General features: G+C 50.7%; 11 protein-coding genes and 1 pseudogene. 11 read left to right on the top strand and 1 reads right to left on the bottom strand.

Going from position 1 to position 17,771, the window contains the following annotated elements; all coding sequences use genetic code 11:
• Nucleotides 1–251: 251 nt before the first annotated feature.
• Nucleotides 252–431: a hypothetical protein gene (locus tag JET16_RS01650; RefSeq protein ID WP_199613854.1), complete on the bottom strand. Its 180-nt coding sequence runs from the start codon at nucleotides 429–431 to the stop codon at nucleotides 252–254.
• A gap of 230 nt (nucleotides 432–661) precedes the next feature.
• On the opposite strand from JET16_RS01650, the gene JET16_RS01645 reads away from it, so the two are divergent.
• The 11 genes and pseudogenes from JET16_RS01645 (at nucleotide 662) to JET16_RS01595 (ending at nucleotide 17,760) form a co-directional block, all read left to right on the top strand.
• The gene (locus tag JET16_RS01645) at nucleotides 662–2,206 is read left to right on the top strand and encodes an MFS transporter (RefSeq protein ID WP_325176582.1); all 1,545 of its coding nucleotides are present in this window, start codon (nucleotides 662–664) and stop codon (nucleotides 2,204–2,206) included.
• 244 nt (nucleotides 2,207–2,450) lie between these two features.
• Nucleotides 2,451–2,821, top strand: a pseudogene (locus JET16_RS29925) (Tn3 family transposase); the annotation flags it as partial.
• Entirely contained in the window at nucleotides 2,817–3,452 is a 636-nt protein-coding gene (locus JET16_RS31025) for a fibronectin type III domain-containing protein (protein ID WP_407673075.1), read from the top strand. The pseudogene JET16_RS29925 and the gene JET16_RS31025, both read left to right, overlap by 5 nt.
• A 350-nt stretch (nucleotides 3,453–3,802) precedes the next feature.
• Nucleotides 3,803–4,393 (top strand): DUF3967 domain-containing protein, encoded by a 591-nt coding sequence (locus JET16_RS01630; protein WP_199613851.1) that lies wholly within the window; start codon nucleotides 3,803–3,805, stop codon nucleotides 4,391–4,393.
• 315 nt (nucleotides 4,394–4,708) lie between these two features.
• Nucleotides 4,709–5,512, top strand: coding sequence for a TIM barrel protein (locus JET16_RS01625; RefSeq protein WP_199613850.1), 804 nt, complete (start codon nucleotides 4,709–4,711; stop codon nucleotides 5,510–5,512).
• A gap of 335 nt (nucleotides 5,513–5,847) precedes the next feature.
• Nucleotides 5,848–8,337: a carbohydrate-binding protein gene (locus tag JET16_RS01620; protein ID WP_199613849.1), complete on the top strand. Its 2,490-nt coding sequence runs from the start codon at nucleotides 5,848–5,850 to the stop codon at nucleotides 8,335–8,337.
• Between the two features lie 165 nt (nucleotides 8,338–8,502).
• Entirely contained in the window at nucleotides 8,503–11,595 is a 3,093-nt protein-coding gene (locus JET16_RS01615) for an S-layer homology domain-containing protein (protein WP_199613848.1), read from the top strand.
• Between the two features lie 605 nt (nucleotides 11,596–12,200).
• Nucleotides 12,201–13,556, top strand: coding sequence for an MFS transporter (locus JET16_RS01610; protein WP_199613847.1), 1,356 nt, complete (start codon nucleotides 12,201–12,203; stop codon nucleotides 13,554–13,556).
• A gap of 153 nt (nucleotides 13,557–13,709) precedes the next feature.
• Nucleotides 13,710–14,144 carry a MarR family winged helix-turn-helix transcriptional regulator gene (locus JET16_RS01605; protein ID WP_199613846.1) on the top strand — a complete coding sequence of 145 codons (435 nt, stop codon included), beginning with the start codon at nucleotides 13,710–13,712 and terminating at the stop codon, nucleotides 14,142–14,144.
• 3 nt (nucleotides 14,145–14,147) lie between these two features.
• Nucleotides 14,148–15,902 (top strand): ABC transporter ATP-binding protein, encoded by a 1,755-nt coding sequence (locus tag JET16_RS01600; protein WP_199613845.1) that lies wholly within the window; start codon nucleotides 14,148–14,150, stop codon nucleotides 15,900–15,902.
• Nucleotides 15,903–15,939: 37 nt separating this feature from the next.
• Complete coding sequence (locus tag JET16_RS01595; RefSeq protein ID WP_199614255.1) at nucleotides 15,940–17,760, top strand: ABC transporter ATP-binding protein; 1,821 nt, start codon at nucleotides 15,940–15,942, stop codon at nucleotides 17,758–17,760.
• The last annotated feature ends 11 nt before the right edge of the window (nucleotides 17,761–17,771 follow it).

The raw sequence follows: 17,771 nt of genomic DNA, 5'->3' as shown, positions 1-17,771 counted from the left end.
CGACTTAGACAATAAAGAGTGGAGGAGGAAAAATGGCTTATCTTTTTCTAGCATGAACGATTATTTTAGAAGTAATTGGAGTTGTCTATTGCCGCTCGCGTAAAATGACGGTGTAAATCTCACCGACAATGGCGTTGGAAATGTGCCGTCAATCCGCCAACAACGCGAGAAGTATGCCGCCGTTCAACAAGAAGGCTCATGCCAGAAGCAGCATGCGCCAACCGCATAAGAGTACGGGACCCTTTTTCGGATCAACTGGTAACGCCGCGCTGCCGGTCCATATCGGCGAGTACGCGGCCGACGTCGGCTTCTTCAATCACCTCCAGATTCCGGGCGGTGGCGTCGGGCAGAATCTGTGTCCAGATCTGGTTCAACACACGCGGAAGTCCCTGGCTCGCGGCCAAAGATCCGGCTAAGCGCGTTTTCGGCAAACACTGGCCTCTCCGTCCGGCTTACGGTCATGTGGTGCCGAATATAGGAGGTCGTTTCCTCCTTGCTCATGCCGCTCAAGTGGAACTGCAAGCCAATGCGCTGGGGACGGTGGGATGCCATAAAGGAAGGAAGCTTGTGTAATTTATTTAAGCATTGAAGATCAGAAGGAGTGATTCTCTTGGCAAATCCATGTACCACTGAAGGGCCTGCGGGGCGAACACTTCAGTCCGTGAGGCTCGCCGGCCCGCGCCAATGGGCTGGGCTCGCGCTTCTCTCCCTACCAACCATCCTACTCGGGCTCGACCTGACGCTGTTGCATCTGGCGTTGCCGGCGCTAGCAATCGATCTGCGGCCGACGAGCACACAGGCCCTATGGATCGTGGACGCCTATGGCTTCATGATCGCCGGCTTCCTCATCACGATGGGAACGCTGGGTGATCGCATCGGGCGGCGCAAGCTGCTGATGGTCGGGGCGGCTGCCTTTGGAATCGCTTCTGTACTCGCGGCCTATTCGACCAGCGCCTCCACGCTTATCGCAGCACGTGCAGCGCTTGGTGTGGCGGGCGCGACACTGATGCCATCGACGCTGGCACTTATCAGCAACATGTTCGTCAACCGTCACCAGCGTGCGCTGGCGATTGGGGTGTGGGCGACCATGTTCGCGCTCGGCATGGCGGCTGGCCCGGTCGTGGGCGGTGTATTGCTAGAGCACTACTGGTGGGGTGCGGCCTTTCTTGTCGCGGTGCCGGTGGTCGGGCTCCTGCTTGTAGCCGCACCATTTCTCCTTCCGGAATACCGGGCACCACAGGACGGCCGGTTGGATATCCTGAGTGTCACCCTTTCGCTCCTAGCCCTGCTGCCCATCATCTACGGCATCAAGCAGATCTCCAAAAATGGGCTCAGTACCGGAACGGCGCTTGCGATTGCTGGTGGATTCGCCTTCGTGATCTTGTTCGTTCGGCGACAGCGCCGACTGGAAAGTCCTCTCATCGACCTGGATCTTTTCACTAGCAAGGTGTTCAGCGTCGCATTGGTCGTACTCCTTGTGGGCCTCATCGGCGTCGGCGGAACGATGCTGCTGGTCACTCAGTACCTACAACTGGTCGCCGGCCTACCGCCGCTGGTAGCGGGGCTTTGGATGGGGCCACCGGCGCTCGCTATGCTGGCCGCTGGCATCGCGGCACCGCTGGCATCGCGGCGTATCCGGCCCGGCTATGTGATCGCGGGCGCGCTCGGACTGTCGGTCATCGGCTATTTGATGCTCACGCGCCTCGAAAACGAGCCATCTGGCATTGCTCTGGTCACCGCCGCGTTTTCACTCGTCTATCTCGGCCTTGGCACGATCGCCGCGCTAGGCACGGATCTGGTGGTAGGCGCGGCGCCAGCGGAGAAGGCAGGATCAGCCTCGGCCATGTCCGAGACTGTGCAGGAACTCGGCCTGGCGGTTGGCATTGCCACGCTGGGTAGCCTCACGACCGCCGTCTATCGCAGCCGGATGTTCGACCGGATACCCGATACGCTGGCTCAGGATGTCCACAAGGCCGTCGGAGACAGCCTCGCGGGGGCATCCTCGGTAGCGCAAGAACTGCCTCCCGGCTTGCTTGAGGAGGCGCAGGCAGCCTTCACGGCGGGATTCAATGCAGCAGCGGCAACGAGCGCAGTCAGCATCGCGATCCTCTCCATACTCGCGGCCGTCATCTTGCGCCATATTGGAACTGACGGCGGTAATGCCGACGGCGACGAAGCGGTTGAATCCAAGCAAGCTGAATCGTAATCGTTTCCACAGTGACTTCACCCCAATCGACTTGTGCTTGCCGGCCGGGTGGGGTTTCATATCGTTCCGTAGCTTTAGCCTGCACTTGTGGACGCAGCGGCTGCATAAAGTCCCGCAATATCGTGATTCCGCCTTGATAGCCTCGTTCACGGATTTCTTCATAGAGAATGACTGCATTCAGGCATCCTTCGTTCATGAGTTCGCGAATGTAGTCCTTGAATGGATCCAACTTTCGGGGTTTGGTCAGGACAAGCTTCGCTGCAAGGAAATATGGGTGGTCGGAGCTAACCGGTACCGGAATCCGGATGATGACTTGCCAACAGATTTTGAAGAACGGCGGGAAGAAAATTACAAGGCGCTAAAGCAACCGTTGGACGCAGAAGCCTTCATTCAGCATTGAAGCAAGCCATGAAAGCAGGATTGGAAAAGCTCGATACCGGACTCCCAAAAAACCCCAAGGTGCGGATCACGGAGAAAGGGAATGGTTGGATTAGCTTATCTCCGCTAGAACCACAAGCTGAGCCAGTCAATCTTTCACGTGTAAAAGCAGAGATGATTCAGCGTTGGCCGATGACGAGCCTTCTGGATATTTTAAAAGAAGCCGATCTTCGTGTCGGAATTAATCCAAGGAGAAGTTCCCGAAGGCGCCGATGTCTTGAACCAAGCCCTCATCGTGGAGGTTCATAACAACAAGGTACTGATCAAACGCCGCGATATCCACAACAATGACTGGACGGGCGAACCTTTTGAAATCAGCAATCCAGCCAATAAACAAAACTTCAAATATTCGGACGCGAGAAGCGACAAGCAGGCGCCCTACTTCAACAGAGACGCGATGCTTTCCATCGTAGACGATAAAACAACTGTAACCTCGCTGACCGTTATGCTGACGCAAGCCAAAGACAATCTGCTCGTCCATGACTATAAAATCGTGGCAAAGAACGCGGAAACAGGGGAAGTCACGAAGGAATATCTGGCGTTCTCGGAGTTTTACAAAGATCCGGTCCCCAATCCGTTGACGCTGACCCTCGACGGACTGCAGCCGAACACGACGTACAAGATCGAGATCCGTGCTGTTGACGCGTACGGCAATGAAAGCAAAGAATCTTTAAAGGCGTTAGGCAAAACGCTCGACGGGGTAGTGAAGGATGTAACGATAACTTTGTCGAAAAATGTATTAAGCGGCGTACAAGATACGGTAGAAGTTACCGTCGAGAACGCCAGAGCGCCTCGACTTTCACCGTAGGCAGCGAAGCATAATAACAAAGAGAAAGCCCTCGTTTAACACGGCGACGAGGGCTTTTTTTATGTTTGGGGACAAGCAAAAGGACACGATAACGCGGACGGAAAGCGAAAACAAATGGGTGGAATCGTTAGAGTATGTGGAGCGGACGCGGCACACATAGCCGATATGAGCTTGCATTCTGGGAAATGGCTTATTGGCTCGAACAATCATTTATTTTAACTTTATTTTTTGTGAAAAACGACACGATTCCATTTTAAAATTCACATTTTGACACCCTCGTTTCGACAACATATTAGCTATTGAGGGATTATGATAGAACTATATTAATCTACCAATGAAAAGGGGATTATATGAAGACACAAAAGGAAATGAAAGAAGTAGCTGAAACACTAGGGTTAGATGAAAAAACGATACATCGTTGGTGTCTTTTGCTCCTGTGGAAGGGATACAGCATTCAGAAAATTGGAAAGTCATCATGGAAGTTGAAAGAAAACGATGTAATGCTCCTGAAACAGATAAAGGAGCGGATGTTAAAAGGTCAATCGTTAGATGAGGCAGCGATGATGGCATTAAATTCAAAACGGGATAACATCAACCAAGATGAGGAAGATATAAGGAAGTTGATTCAACAAGAAATTGTATCGTATCTTGGTGAACGTTTAGGGAAAACGGAAGAAGACGTACGGCAGCTTAAGACTGTGGTTAATCACATGGACGTGGAGATTAATGAGTTGAGATTAAAGCAAGATAAGATTCTAAAGGATGTCTCGCAACAATTAAATAGGCAGGAAGAACACCAGTCCTTCATTGAAGCACAAGTAAAAATGCGCGACGAAGAACTAGTTACGATTCTTAGGGAGATAATGGAGACAAAAAAAATGGTAGCGGCAACGAAAGAAAATACGTGGCATCGAAAGTTATGGAAGATGATAATGAGTTAACCTGAATATCCCAATGTTACTAGGCTTCCGCGGTTTGTTAAGCAGCCTCGCTCAAATAACGGTAGGTTCTTGACGGCAGCGGTGTTGTTTGCGGTGCTTAGCGTGATTTTCTATTTGTCAATAAATAGCCATCTCTTTTTATATACCTGGCGCAAAAGCACGTTACCTTTCCTGCGAACAGTGAAATGAGCAAGCAAACAAGAGGCCCTTTCATAGTGCATTCGTTCGTATATTGATTTGTACTGAAAATGAAATTTTTGCAAATTCGTGTCACCTCCCTTGCGGTTAGGTACAATAGAATTGAGGTGACAATAGATGAAACACATCAGATTGAAAACGAATCTGACAAACAAGGCTATTCAAGATAGGTTGCAGTATGATCCGGAAATAATCGAGCTCCATTTGGAGGCAGCGGATCTTAACGCACCTTCGCGGCTGCTTGAAGTAATCAGGCTGTTCAAAGAACGGGGCATCAAAGTCTTTCTTCACCACCCGGCCAAAATCAACGGCAAATTTCTTGATATTTTATCCTCCGACCCGGAGGTTCAAAGTTACTACTGGCAATCCTCAAGAATACTTGCTGATATCTGCCAAGAGGAAAAAATTCGATGTGTCATCCATGCCCATTACTCGGGAACCGAGAGCTCGACGCACGTTTCCGCTCACCAAACGAGAAGGATGAAAGATAAAATCGATGAAATTCTGAGCTTCGGACAAGGAATCTTCCTTTGGGAGGACACGATTGAGGGGCTCTTTTCCTACAGCAATCCCTATCTGATCGAGGATTTGATCGCACCGTTGAAACTTCCTTTGAACATCGATGTATCGCACGCTTTCATATCACTCCGAGGCGATAATCATAAGCTAAAGCATGTTCTAGAGAGAACGGCCCCATTCGTCCGATATTTTCACCTTGTCGACTCGCTCGGAATAGGTCACGACTCTTTACCGCTCGGACAAGGAGCGATCGACTGGGAGATGGTTATCCCTTACACCGAAAACCACGATTTTATTTTCGAGATCGGTCTGTCAGGCGACCATACCGATTGCAGGCTTATGGTAGAGAGCGCAGCGTATTATACAAATCTGCTTCAGCAAGTTACTCAGAAATCGAATTAGGAATGTGAATCCGAAAGATACTTTCCGCGGGACTGTGCCTTTTCCCTCAATTGACCGCACCAATTTATTTAGGTTAGCTATATACCGGGAAATTGGCCAACAAGAACCTGTCGTGGCAAATGACGGAAAAACGTTTGCGATCAAAATGAATCTCAGATGAAAGCTTCATCCGCAAAGCGAGCAAGGTGAAGATCACGTACATAAACAACGCCAAACAAGAAGAAATTTACTGCGGGACAGTCCGATTGGACTGTCCTTCTTTATGATATGCGCAAAATAATGATTAAAATTATGCTATAGTAATTGTCGGGCTACCAAGAGGAGGCTCAACATCAATGAAGAAAAGTTTCAAATTTAGTCGCAGAGGGATTTTGACGTTCCTGTTGGCAGCGTTTATCGTCACATCAGTTTTTGTATTTATCGGTAAAGTTGGAGAGGAAGGCGCCCTGTTAAAAACAGGTAACTATATCTATAATCGTGCTCCGGACGGAGGGAATCCCCCTGACTGGGAAGAGACCGGGGTCATATCCTCGACAAACGGCGTGTTGTTCGACGGTGCCCCGTCTTATGCGGGCTGGATGGGAAGCGCAACCTCTCCGGGGACTGTGAATGTGGTCATTGACCTGTTGAAGGATTACCCATTGGATCAGATCCGCGTGGTGCTGAATTCGCCTAACAAATATTGGGGATTTAAAGATATTACAATAAAGTATCGTCCCGAGTCGGCATCGGGTTATTACATTGCCGAAAGGCACGTAAGAACGGGAACCGATTTGAACTACTCGGTAACCGTCCCGATGTCTAACAAGTCGGCCAGAATGATCATACTGAACATTAGACGTACCCAGCCCTATCAACATATTCCGCTGACGGAAGTTGAAATTTATAGAGGTTCGGGCGATGAAGGACAAAATCCGGGACCCGCTCTTACACCGGAACAATTGAAAGCCGAACTGAAGAAGGAAGCCCTGTTGGCGGACAAATACGGTCAATCGGTGAGTGAAACCTGGCCGGGAAAGGTTACATCCGACGCCCAGCTGCAGCAGGAATATGCGGATGAGGCCGCTGCCTTGGCGAATGTTTCGCTTGATCTGTCAAAATATGATCAATATGGAGGGATTAAAAGTCTAGGAAAGCACGCAAGCACCGGTTATTTCAGGCTTCAAAACATAAACGGCAAATGGTGGTTTATTACGCCGGAAGGGTATCCCTTTATTGTGAAAGGGGTCGATGCCGCAAGTTTGTGGGAGTACGGATATAAGACTCCGATCCTGAAAGCGGACGGTACCACGAAGCAGATTTTTGAGGAACTGCCCGATCGGACCGCTTTCGCTCCCGGCTACACCAGAGATGCCAAAGGCGAATACGTGAGCTTCGTCGTCGCCAATGTCATGAAAAAATATGGGAGCGGCTATGAGTCGAAATGGGAGGATATCACGAAGAAACGTTTGATCCATTGGGGCTTTAACACCTTCAGCAAATGGACCAAACCGAAAAACATAGCGTTTCCGTATATTCAAGTCCTGCAAGACCCCTCGAATTTGAGGAGGATAAAATGGACGTACGACGTTTTTGACCCGCAGAGCAGGCCAAACATCGAGAAATCGCTGAAGACAAAGCTTCAGAATGCGAGACACAGCAAGTGGTTGATCGGCTATACCTACGATAATGAAGCGGGTTGGAATGCCGAAATCGTAAAACAGGTGCTGACGTATTCTTCGGACTCTCCGGCGAAAAGCGCATTCGTGGATTTTCTTGCACCAAGATATAATGGCAATCTCGCGGTGGTCAATCGGATTTTGGGTACGCACGCTGTAACATTTGACGCTTTGAAAGACACCCCGATCGATATCGCCAAAGTTCCCGCGGTCGATATTTCGGAGTATATCAGGCTGGCATCCAGAACCTACCATTCCATGATCAGGGACATTATCAAAAAATACGATCCGAATCATCTGTTTCTTGGCACGACAGTCGTCCCTACCTGGCGAACCAGCTTGGGTTGGGATCAGGAAGCTATGGGGTATGTAGATGCCTTTTCCGTGGACAGTTATACAAGGAATGCGAGCTGGATTTCCAGATACGAAGCTTACGGAAAGCCCCTGTTGAATCTGGAACATTCATTCGGCTTAACCGAACGCGGACTTTCCGATATCAGTACGGCAACGATGACACCAAGCATAGCGGAAAAAGGACGGGCTTACCAAGCTCTTGCGGAAAGCCAGGCCGCGCATCCGTTGTTTGTCGGCTCAGGCTGGTTTTCCTATTACGATCAGCCGGTTACCGGGCGTCCGGACGGCGAGAGCTACAACGTCGGACTTGTCAATCAGCAAGATCAGCCGTATACGGATATGGTTAATATCATGAAGAAGGCACATGACGGTTTGGAAAATCTCCACCGTAACGGAGGGGGTAACCTTTCCTTGCAAGTTCCGTCTCCAGTCAAGATAGAAGCCGAGAAATACAGTTCGCAAATGGGGATTGCGACCTATACCTTGTCCGAAACCGAGACAGGGCTGAGAGTTGGTTCATTGCAGCCCGGTGACTGGGTCGCTTACAGCGACGTCAGTCTAACGGGGATGCGCAGTATCGATTTCAGGTTCGCCTCCGCCGGTTCAGGCACGATGAGGATACGGCTGGGAAGCCCCACGGGTACCATCATAGGAACGTTTAATATCACTACCACCGGCGGATGGCAGAATTGGAACACTTCCAATGTTCCGATCGCGCCAACCGTCGGTACTCAAAACTTATACTTTACGTTTGAAGGTGTTGAGGGTCAGGCAATCGGCACTATCGACTATTTCGAAATCAAACATCAATGAAACGAAAATGGAAATAGAGCGGCGGTCGTTGCAGAAAGTCCTGGAGAAAGAATTTACGGAAGACATTCCCGCGGAATATTAAAGGTCCTTTTGTCCCCCTCTCAAATTTTTGGAAAGGTTCGATTAATATAATGAGATTTTTATTTCAAAAAGAGAGGAGCCAAAATGAGAAGAATTAAAATTTTACTCATGTTCACGTTGGTTTTCGTCACATTATCAGGTATGGGAAATGCTTCATTTGCGGCAAATTTCGAAGATGTATCGGGTACCAGTTCATATTTTTCTTATATTCATCAGTTAAAAGAACTCGGTGTGGCCGACGGAATAGAAGAAGGTTTGTTTGGTCCGGGGCAGCCGTTGACTCGTGCCCAGTTTGCAAAATTTGTATCGGTTGCATTTAAATTGGAAGAAAACGGCAGCCCGGTCCCGTTTTCGGATATCCAAGACCATTGGGCAGCAAATTACATACGTGCTGCCAATCAAGCGGGCATTACAAACGGTACGTCCGATTCGACCTTTTCACCGAATCAATTTCTCCTGCGCCAAGAGGCTGCCGCCATGGTGTGGCGATATGCCAAAAAAGTCGGACTGTCTCCGGGCACAGTACTCGAATTCAGCGCAGAGCCTGACCCCTGGGCGGCGGAAGGGACCAGCAGCGTTATTGCCCACGGGTGGTATGGTAAGGAAGTGAAACAAGATAACGCTGCATGGTCGTATCGGCCTAAGGATGCAATGACACGCGAGGAAATGGCGGCACTGCTTGCTCTGGCGATGAAGGATATTCCTGCCCTGTCCTTTCAAGGATCTCCCGGCGTGAGTTCCAGCTTTCCTTCGGGGGTCGTCCCTTACGGCAGCATGGTGATTTTGAGCACTCCGACATCAGGCGCTGCCATATATTACACAACAGACGGCAGCGATCCGAAAACATCGCACACCCGCAAGCATTATCAAGCGCCGATTGCAATGCTGAAAGATGTTCAGCTGAAGACTTACGCCGTGTATTCGTCTTCGGACAAAGTGACGGCCAGCCGGGTTTCCACCTACCGGTATGCGATTGATGGGCCGGTACAGGCTCAGCCAGCAGGACTCAACGATCCGCTCGATAACTTTGATCAGGTATTGAGCCGCACAAATATGTATATCGCCGATGACAAGCCTGCTTACTTCGGCGGCGATTCCGGGCGGATGGCGCGAACGTCGGAGGAGACGGGGGAAGTCATTTACCGAACCGGTTACGATATTTCTTCCTTTATCGTTTACAGCTATTTTTTTACCGGGGTTGCTATTGAAAAATTCCGGTTATTCGCCTCGGAAGACGGAAATGACTATACGGAAGTTCCGGCCAAAGTTTATCCGGTCGGCTACCCGGCAAACAATTGGCAGCAGTACGCTTATGAAGCTTCGTCGCTGCCGCCGAATACGAGGTTTTTAAAAATCGAGCTGCCCGGATCGGCCAAGAATTGGACGCCGCAGCTTTCCAAGGTGATCCTCAATCGAAGCGCCGCTTCCGTAGATATCAAGTCAACAAGAAGCACTGAATCGTCCCAGACCGAGCTGTCCTCGGCATCGGCAGGGGCTCGAATTTATTATCGATTGAACAAGGGCTCCGCATTCCAGCCGTATAAGGAACCGCTGCATCTCACCGGTTATAATGTGCTGGAGACGTATGCCGTCAAAGACGGAATGGCGCTGAGTCCGATCCGCAAGTATACGATCAACGCCAGCAGCGACGTAAAAGTGGACAAGTTCGGTCAGATGGTTTCCGCGAATTTTTCGACGAAAGTGAAACACGACTCGGAGTTGAAAACGGATGCTGCGGCAGACGCTGCCTATTACGGCAGTCTGAATCCGCCTAAGGAACGGGACCGTTACGGCGGGCTGGCCGGCAGTGCGGCCAAATACGGGTTGAGAGGAACCGGTTTTTTTAAGATTCGGCAGCTCGGCAGCCGGAAAGTGATGACAACGCCGGAAGGCAACCTCTTCTTCAGCTTGGGTGTAAACGGCATCACCAGCGATGAAACCTATACGATGGTGAAGGGCCGGGAGGAGGAATTTGAATGGATTCCTCCTTATGAAGGGGCATATCAGTCGGCGTTTATAGGGCCTAAACACGACAGTTTCTCATTCTATTTGGCGAATAAATACAAGAAGACGGGAGAATTTCCGACAGACAGTTCTATGTATTCGGAAGCGGTCGGTCGGCTTAAGAATTGGGGCTTTAACAGTGCGGGAGGATACTCACCCGAAAAATACGGATCTGAGAACAATTTCCCTCACACGCGAACGCTTCCGCTCGGAAGCATGGACTGGGCCAATCCTTCCGGAGGAATTGACATTTTCGACATTTTTGCGCCGGATGCCGAGGCCAAGATCGATCTGGCGTTCAAGAAAGCACTCACGCCGTACAAGAACGATCCGTTTCTGATCGGGTATTTCATCGGCAACGAATACGATTTTCATAAATTTTATTCCCATGTGCCGAAACTGAAGGCAAGCTCGGCGGCCATCAAAGGACGTTTAGTTCAAAGATTAAAGGATAAGTATGTAAACATTGGCGCATTCAACAGCAGTTGGGGAACAAGTTTTACATCCTTTGAAGACTTGAAAGAAGCGGAGCTTCCCCTTGAAACGTCACAGGCCTGGAAGGATATGGACGATTTTTTCTACTACTATTTGGATACATTCTTCGGGACGGTTTCCCGGCTCTACCACAAATACGATCCCAATCATCTTTTGCTTGGAGACCGCTGGATCACGACGACTTTCCACAATGAGAAGATCCGGGCCATTCTGTCAAAGGTCGAAGGGAAATACGTCGATGTCATTAGCATTAACTATTATACCTACAAGCTCGAGACCGACCTTTTGAAGGATGTATACGAAAAGACGGGCGGCAAACCGATCCTGGTCAGTGAATTCGGCTATGGCACGGAGGAGCAGGGGTTGGACCCGCTTCTGCCGAATGCGGCCTTTAACCAGACCGAGAGAGGACTGCGTTACCGGAATTACGTAGAGGGCTTAGCCAGCCTGGACTTCGTTGTGGGAACGCATTTGTTCAATTATGTGGATCAAGCCGGTTCAGGAAGATATTGGTCGGGAATCGGAGATTGGTCGGAGCGCTATAATTCCGGCTTAGTGAATGTCTCGGACCGTCCTTACAAGGACTACTTGAAAGGGATTATGGCGACCAACTACGACATTTACAAAGTGATGCTTCGGGAACGAACGAAATTCTATCACGATTTCAGCAAAAAATGAGCAGGTGCTGCAGAAACAAGAGTCTTGCCCGATAATTCCTAGGGCAAGACTCTTGTTTGAGTCTCTCAATTTCTGGTCCAAGGGGTAGTCCTTCAACAGATCAATGACAACATTCACAGTCGCCGGAGAGGTCGCACTTCCCATCCAGCCGGCGTAAGCCGAGCCTCCGTCGAACAACACGCCATCTGCCGAGGATATAATCCCGGTCGCTTTCAAATCGGGAGAGTTCCCTCCGTCCGGAGCAGGACTATGAATATAGTTCCCTATCTTTAGCATAGCTTCTTCCCCTCCAACTTAGCTACTAAACTTGCAGCTTTTCTTCATATTATGTAGAGCCTCCTCTTGGTGATACTCGGTTATTACTAGTGTTAAATTTTCATATTTTTCACGTGTAGCACCGGATAAGAACAGTGAATGACAGTACCACTCCCACCCGGGCACCGGGCTTGAGATACTAGAAAAAAGCCCCACGAAACTCATTTAGCCAGTCGAACGTGCTTCCGCGCGGCGAAAGTTAAATTTTGCCTTATCCATGCCGTTTCACTTACAATGATTAGAGTGCGGAAGCTGTTCAAACGGTTCGATTCGACTAGTGGGGGAGCACGATGAGACCTTTCGGCAATAGAGATAGAGTCGGTTACATGTTCGGAGATTTGGCCAACGATTTGTTCTTCGTCTATATGGCTACGTATCTGATGTTGTTTTATACGGACATTATGGGGATCAACGCGCATGCCGTCGGGGTCATGTTCTTGGTCGTTCGGCTGTGGGATGCGCTGTGCGACGTGGCGATCGGTGCGTTCATCGATAGTAGAAAGCCGTCTCCAGAGGGCAAATTCAGGCCTTATCTGATCCGGTTCTCCGTACCGATTACCGTGCTCGGGGTTCTGTGCTTCACCTATTTTCCATCGATGTCAGAGCAAATGGCTCTGGTCTACGCCTACCTTACTTACATGGTGTACGGCACGCTGTATTCCTGTGTGAATATCCCGTACGGCTCGCTCGCTTCGGCGATCACAAGCAATCCGCTAGAACGGACCTCCCTTTCCACATATCGGACGCTAGGCGCGGCTATTGCAAATATCGTTATTGCCTTCACCGTGCCCAAGCTGATCTTTGACGCGAACAACGTACCGCAGGCCGGAGGGTTCTTAACGGCGGCGGTGTTGTTTGCGGTGCTTAGTGTGATTTTCTATTATGGCTGCTATAAATTAACGACCGAACGGATCACTGCCGGCTACGATGAAGCGCCCCAGGTCGACTGGGGAGATACGGTCCGCGGCATGCTGCGGAATCGGTCGCTGATCGCCTTCATCATCGTATCGATCATCATGCTGACCGTCAATTTCCTGATGGCATCGCTCAATCCGTATTTGTTCAAAGACTATTTCAAGAACGGCGAGCTGCTCAGCTGGATGACCTTGATCATCGTACCGGTTACGTTTATTTTGCTTCCGACGGTGAAGCCGCTTGTAGCCCGATTCGGGAAGAAGGAAGTGGCTGCGGGCGCGCTCGTCTTGACGTTCGTCAGCAACCTGCTGCTTTTTTCACTGCCGCTCGTCAACCCTTGGGTGTACTTGGCGTTTCAATTCCTATCGTTGATCGGGCTGGGGTATATTACGATGCTGACGTGGGCGCTAGTGGCTGATATCATCGATTATCACGAATATATCACCGGCAAGCGGCAGGAGGGTACGGTCTATTCGGTGTACTCCTTCGCTCGCAAGCTGGGTCAAGCGCTGTCCGGCGGACTGGCTGGCTTCGCGTTGGGCGCCATCGGCTACGTACAGGGGCTTGCCGAGCAGCCGGCGGAAGTCGCGCAACGTATCAAGCAGGTGATTACGATCGTACCGGCTACCGGCAGCTTGGCTATGATCGTGCTGCTCGCTTTGGTGTACAACTTATCCAAGGAGCGGGTAGAGAAGCTGCGAGTGGAGCTGGAGGCGCAGCGGGGGCATTAGGTTGTTCGGCAAACATGGTACAAAACATTTGATGCGGAAATCAGGCTGGAAAAGGAATCGTCCGCGGACGGTTCCATTTTCCTCAATTGACCGTACCATTTTATTTAGGTTAGCTATACAATATATTTATGAGGGTATGAGGAGGGATCGCGATTGAAAGCGGAATTGGAACAGTTTTTGGCTTACTTTCAAGCAATCAACCGGCATTTGCGTTCTGCCGCTTTCGACCAGAACCAACAGCCGATCACGCGAGTGCAATGGTTGTTGATGCGTCAGCTGCATCGCAGGGGCGGAATGACGATCGGGCAGTTGGCGGAGCATCTGGATGTTCGGCCCAGCACGATGTCGCAAATGTTGGACCGATTGGAGAAATCGGGGTATGTGGCCCGAAAACCGGATGCTCAAGATGCCCGTGTCAAGGTGATCAACCTGACGGAGACCGGTTCGGAAATGATCCGCAAGACTGAAGTCACCTGGATGGAAGCGCTGTCGGAGCCCTTCGGGCACCTGGGCGAAGATGAAAGGGAAATGTTTGTACGTTTGATGAAAAAGCTTTCCGATCATTTGCCCAAAAAGGGAGATGCGTAATCTATGCCTTACCGCAAATATTTTAGGAAATATTGGAAAGGATTCTTGATCGCCTTCTTTTTCTTGGCGCTCGAAGCGACAGCCGACTTGATGATGCCTACATTACTGGCATTGATTATCGATCATGGGGTGGCAAACAACGATTTGCATTATGTGATGCGAATGGGAGGCATCATGCTTTCAATCACGGCGCTCGGCGCCGTTGCCGCCAGCTTGCGCAACGTGAACGCCGTTCTCGTATCGCAAAAGTTCGGAACGGAGCTGCGGTCCGACCTGTTTCGCAAGATCCAGTCGCTTTCGTTTGAAAATATCGACAAGTTCGAGAGAGCCTCGCTCATTACCCGCATGACGAACGACATCAATGTCGTGCAAACCTTTGCGGGCGGGCTTATGAGGATCTTCGTGAAGGCGCCGCTCTTAGGAATCGGCGCGCTCATTCTGGCTGTCCGGTTAAATCCCGAATTATCCGTAATATTTGCTGTCGTTGTGCCGATAATCGCGGTTTTGGTCGCTTTGAATATGAAAATCGGCTTTACCCGCTTTATGAAGGTGCAGCAGTCGCTTGATAAAGTAAACAGCGTCGTTCGGGAATATTTGTCGGGTGTCCGGGTGGTAAAAGCGTTTAACCGTTTCGATTACGAGACGGATAAGTTTCGCCTTACGAATGAAGAGCAGAAAGAGAGGTCGGTTCATGCCATGCGGTCGATGGCCGTCTTTAATCCCGCCATTATGTTGACGGTTAATTTGGGCGTCGTTGCGATCATTTGGGTCGGGGGAACGTGGATCGATTCGGGATGGATGCGGAAAAATCAAGTGGGCGAGATTGTGGCCTTCGTTAATTATATGACGCAAATTTTGTTTTCTTTGATGACGATTTCCATGGTGTTCAACATGTTTGTGAGAGCGAGGGCATCTACGACGCGGATCGGAGAAGTTTTTTTGCAAGAAAATTCCATGACTTGGAAAGAGCCGTCGTCAGGTGATGACGTCGTTGTGTCTGGCCGAATCGACTTCGAAGGCGTCGATTTCGCGTATGCCGGAACGTCCGGCCCTCCCGTGCTGAAGAATGTATCGTTCACTTGTCTGCCGGGGGAAACCGTCGGCATCATCGGCTCCACCGGTTCGGGAAAGAGCAGCTTGGTAGGGCTTATTCCACGGTTTTATGATGCGACAGCCGGCCATGTGCGGATCGACGGCAAGGACGTGAGAGACATCGATCCCGCCGTACTGAGGAAGAGAATCGCGATCGTACCGCAAAAGAGCGTCTTGTTCTCGGGAACCGTTATGCAAAATATTCGTTGGGGCGACGAGCAAGCAACCGAAGAAGAAGTCAAACAAGCGGCGAAGATGGCGGAAGCCCACGGCTTCATTACCCAATTGCCCGAGGGCTATCAATCCAGGCTGGGCCAACGCGGCGTAAATCTTTCCGGAGGACAGAAGCAGCGCATCTCGATTGCGCGGGCATTGATTCGAAAACCGCGCATCCTGATTCTGGATGATTGTACCAGCGCGGTGGATACAGCTACAGAGATAAGAATTAAAGAAGCTTTGAAGACATATGCAAAGAATCTTACCTGCATTATGATCGCTCAGCGTATTACCTCGGTGATGGATGCCGACAAAATCGTCGTGATGGACCAAGGGGAAGTGGTCGGAATCGGTACTCATCAAGCGTTGATGAAAGAATGCAAGGTGTACCGGGAGATTTTCCAATCACAGATCGGGAAGGAGCTGCAAGCGAATGTCCAGGCAAATTGAGCAAAGCCGCTCCGCGACCGGACGGCAGGAAGTTCCTATGCTGCATGGACCGGGACCGGGGCCCGGCAGACCCGGAGGCATCAGCGGCGGATTTCCCGGGCGAGGACCTGTCGCAAAGCCGAAAAACTTCACGGCGACGATGAAGCGGCTGTGGGAATACTTTGGCAAGGAGCGAAAACTGCTGTCGGTCGTTGCGGCATTCGTCATTCTCGATTCGGCGCTGACCGTAGCGGGACCGTTCCTGATCGGCCATGCAATCGATTCAATCGAATCGGGCCGCATGCAGCTGCTTTATATTATGATTATCGCGCTGTCTGCGGCTTACATCGGGAACGGCTTATTCAGTTTGTTGCAGGGATGGCTGATGGCCGGATTGTCGCAGCGCGTTGTCATGAACCTTCGCGGGTCGCTGTTCGCGAAGCTGCAGAAGCTGCCGCTTTCATACTTCGATTCCCGCCCCAACGGCGAAGTCATGAGCAGACTGACGAACGACATCGATAATGTCAGCAATACGATTTCCCAGTCGACCGTTCAGCTGATGGCCGGAAGCATTTCGATTGCCGGTTCGCTCTTCATGATGCTGGCCCTTAGCCCGGTATTGACATTAGCCGCTATAATCACAGTACCGCTCGTATATTTCCTAACCCGCACGATCACGAAGCGGACGAGCGTGATGTTCAAGGAGCAGCAAGCGCAGCTCGGCAAGCTGAACGGCCATATCGAGGAAACGATTACCGGGCAGGAGATCGTAAAAGCTTTCAATCATGAACAGAAATCGATCGAGCAATTCGAGGAGGTCAACGCCAAGCTTTATAATGTTTCGACTAAAGCTCAAATTTGGTCGGGGTTCATGATGCCGCTGCTCAGCGTTATTAACAATATCGGGTTTACGGCCATTGCGTTCACCGGTGGGCTGCTTGCCGTGAACGGTTCGATTACCGTCGGCGTGATCGCAAGCTTTATCGGGTATTCTCGGCAATTCGTGAGGCCGTTGAACGATTTGGCACAGACCTATAATGTGCTGCAGGCGGGCGTGGCAGGCGCGGAACGGGCGTTCGAGTTGCTGGATGAACAAGAGGAGACTTCCGATTCGCCCGGCGCGATCCGGCTGGAGCAGCCGAAAGGCCACGTCGTGTTTGAAAATGTCAGCTTCGGTTACCGGGCGGATGTCCCGATTCTGCAGAACGTAAGCTTCGAAGCGCCGCAGGAGAGCAGCATCGCCTTGGTGGGCCCGACAGGCGCCGGAAAAACGACCATCGTCAACCTGTTGACAAGATTCTATGATGTAACGGGTGGCCGAATTTTAATAGACGGCAGAGACATCAGGGAATATACGAGGGACAGTTTGCGGCAAAGCTTCGGGATTGTATTGCAGGATACTTATCTGTTTTCCGGGACCATCAAGGAAAATATAAAATACGGAAAGCCGGACGCAACGGACGAGGAGGTCGTCGCGGCGGCCAGGATGGCGAACGCGGACGTGTTCGTCAGACGTCTCCCGAACGGTTATGGTACCGTCTTGTCCGAGAACGGCGGGAATTTAAGCCATGGACAACGACAGCTGCTGGCGATCGCAAGGGTCATTCTGGCTCAGCCTTCGATCCTGATCCTGGACGAAGCAACGAGCAGCATCGATACACGGACCGAGCTGCATATCCAGGAAGCCTTGTTAAAACTTATGAAGAACCGAACCAGCTTTATTATCGCGCATCGCCTTAATACGATCCGGGACGCCGACACGATCATGGTCATCGATCGGGGCAAGGTGTTGGAGAAGGGCAGCCACGAAGAGTTGATTCATGAAGGAAAAAGATATTACGAGATGTTTTTCAATCAGTTCGAAAATATTCAAGCGTGACGGGGAAAACC

Source organism: Paenibacillus alkalitolerans (genome assembly GCF_016482785.1).
GTDB lineage: Bacteria > Bacillota > Bacilli > Paenibacillales > YIM-B00363 > Paenibacillus_AE > Paenibacillus_AE alkalitolerans.
The sequence above is the reverse complement of the archived record's forward strand: the minus strand, read 5'-3'. Positions and strand labels throughout refer to the sequence as shown.

Bases quoted from the DNA above. Each gene is read 5' to 3' on its own strand.
- JET16_RS01630 (WP_199613851.1), top strand. From the start codon at position 3,803: ATGAAGACACAAAAGGAAATGAAAGAAGTAGCTGAAACACTAGGGTTA.
- JET16_RS01625 (WP_199613850.1), top strand. From the start codon at position 4,709: ATGAAACACATCAGATTGAAAACGAATCTGACAAACAAGGCTATTCAA.
- JET16_RS01620 (WP_199613849.1), top strand. From the start codon at position 5,848: ATGAAGAAAAGTTTCAAATTTAGTCGCAGAGGGATTTTGACGTTCCTG.
- JET16_RS01615 (WP_199613848.1), top strand. From the start codon at position 8,503: ATGAGAAGAATTAAAATTTTACTCATGTTCACGTTGGTTTTCGTCACA.
- JET16_RS01610 (WP_199613847.1), top strand. From the start codon at position 12,201: ATGAGACCTTTCGGCAATAGAGATAGAGTCGGTTACATGTTCGGAGAT.
- JET16_RS01600 (WP_199613845.1), top strand. From the start codon at position 14,148: ATGCCTTACCGCAAATATTTTAGGAAATATTGGAAAGGATTCTTGATC.
- JET16_RS01595 (WP_199614255.1), top strand. From the start codon at position 15,940: ATGCTGCATGGACCGGGACCGGGGCCCGGCAGACCCGGAGGCATCAGC.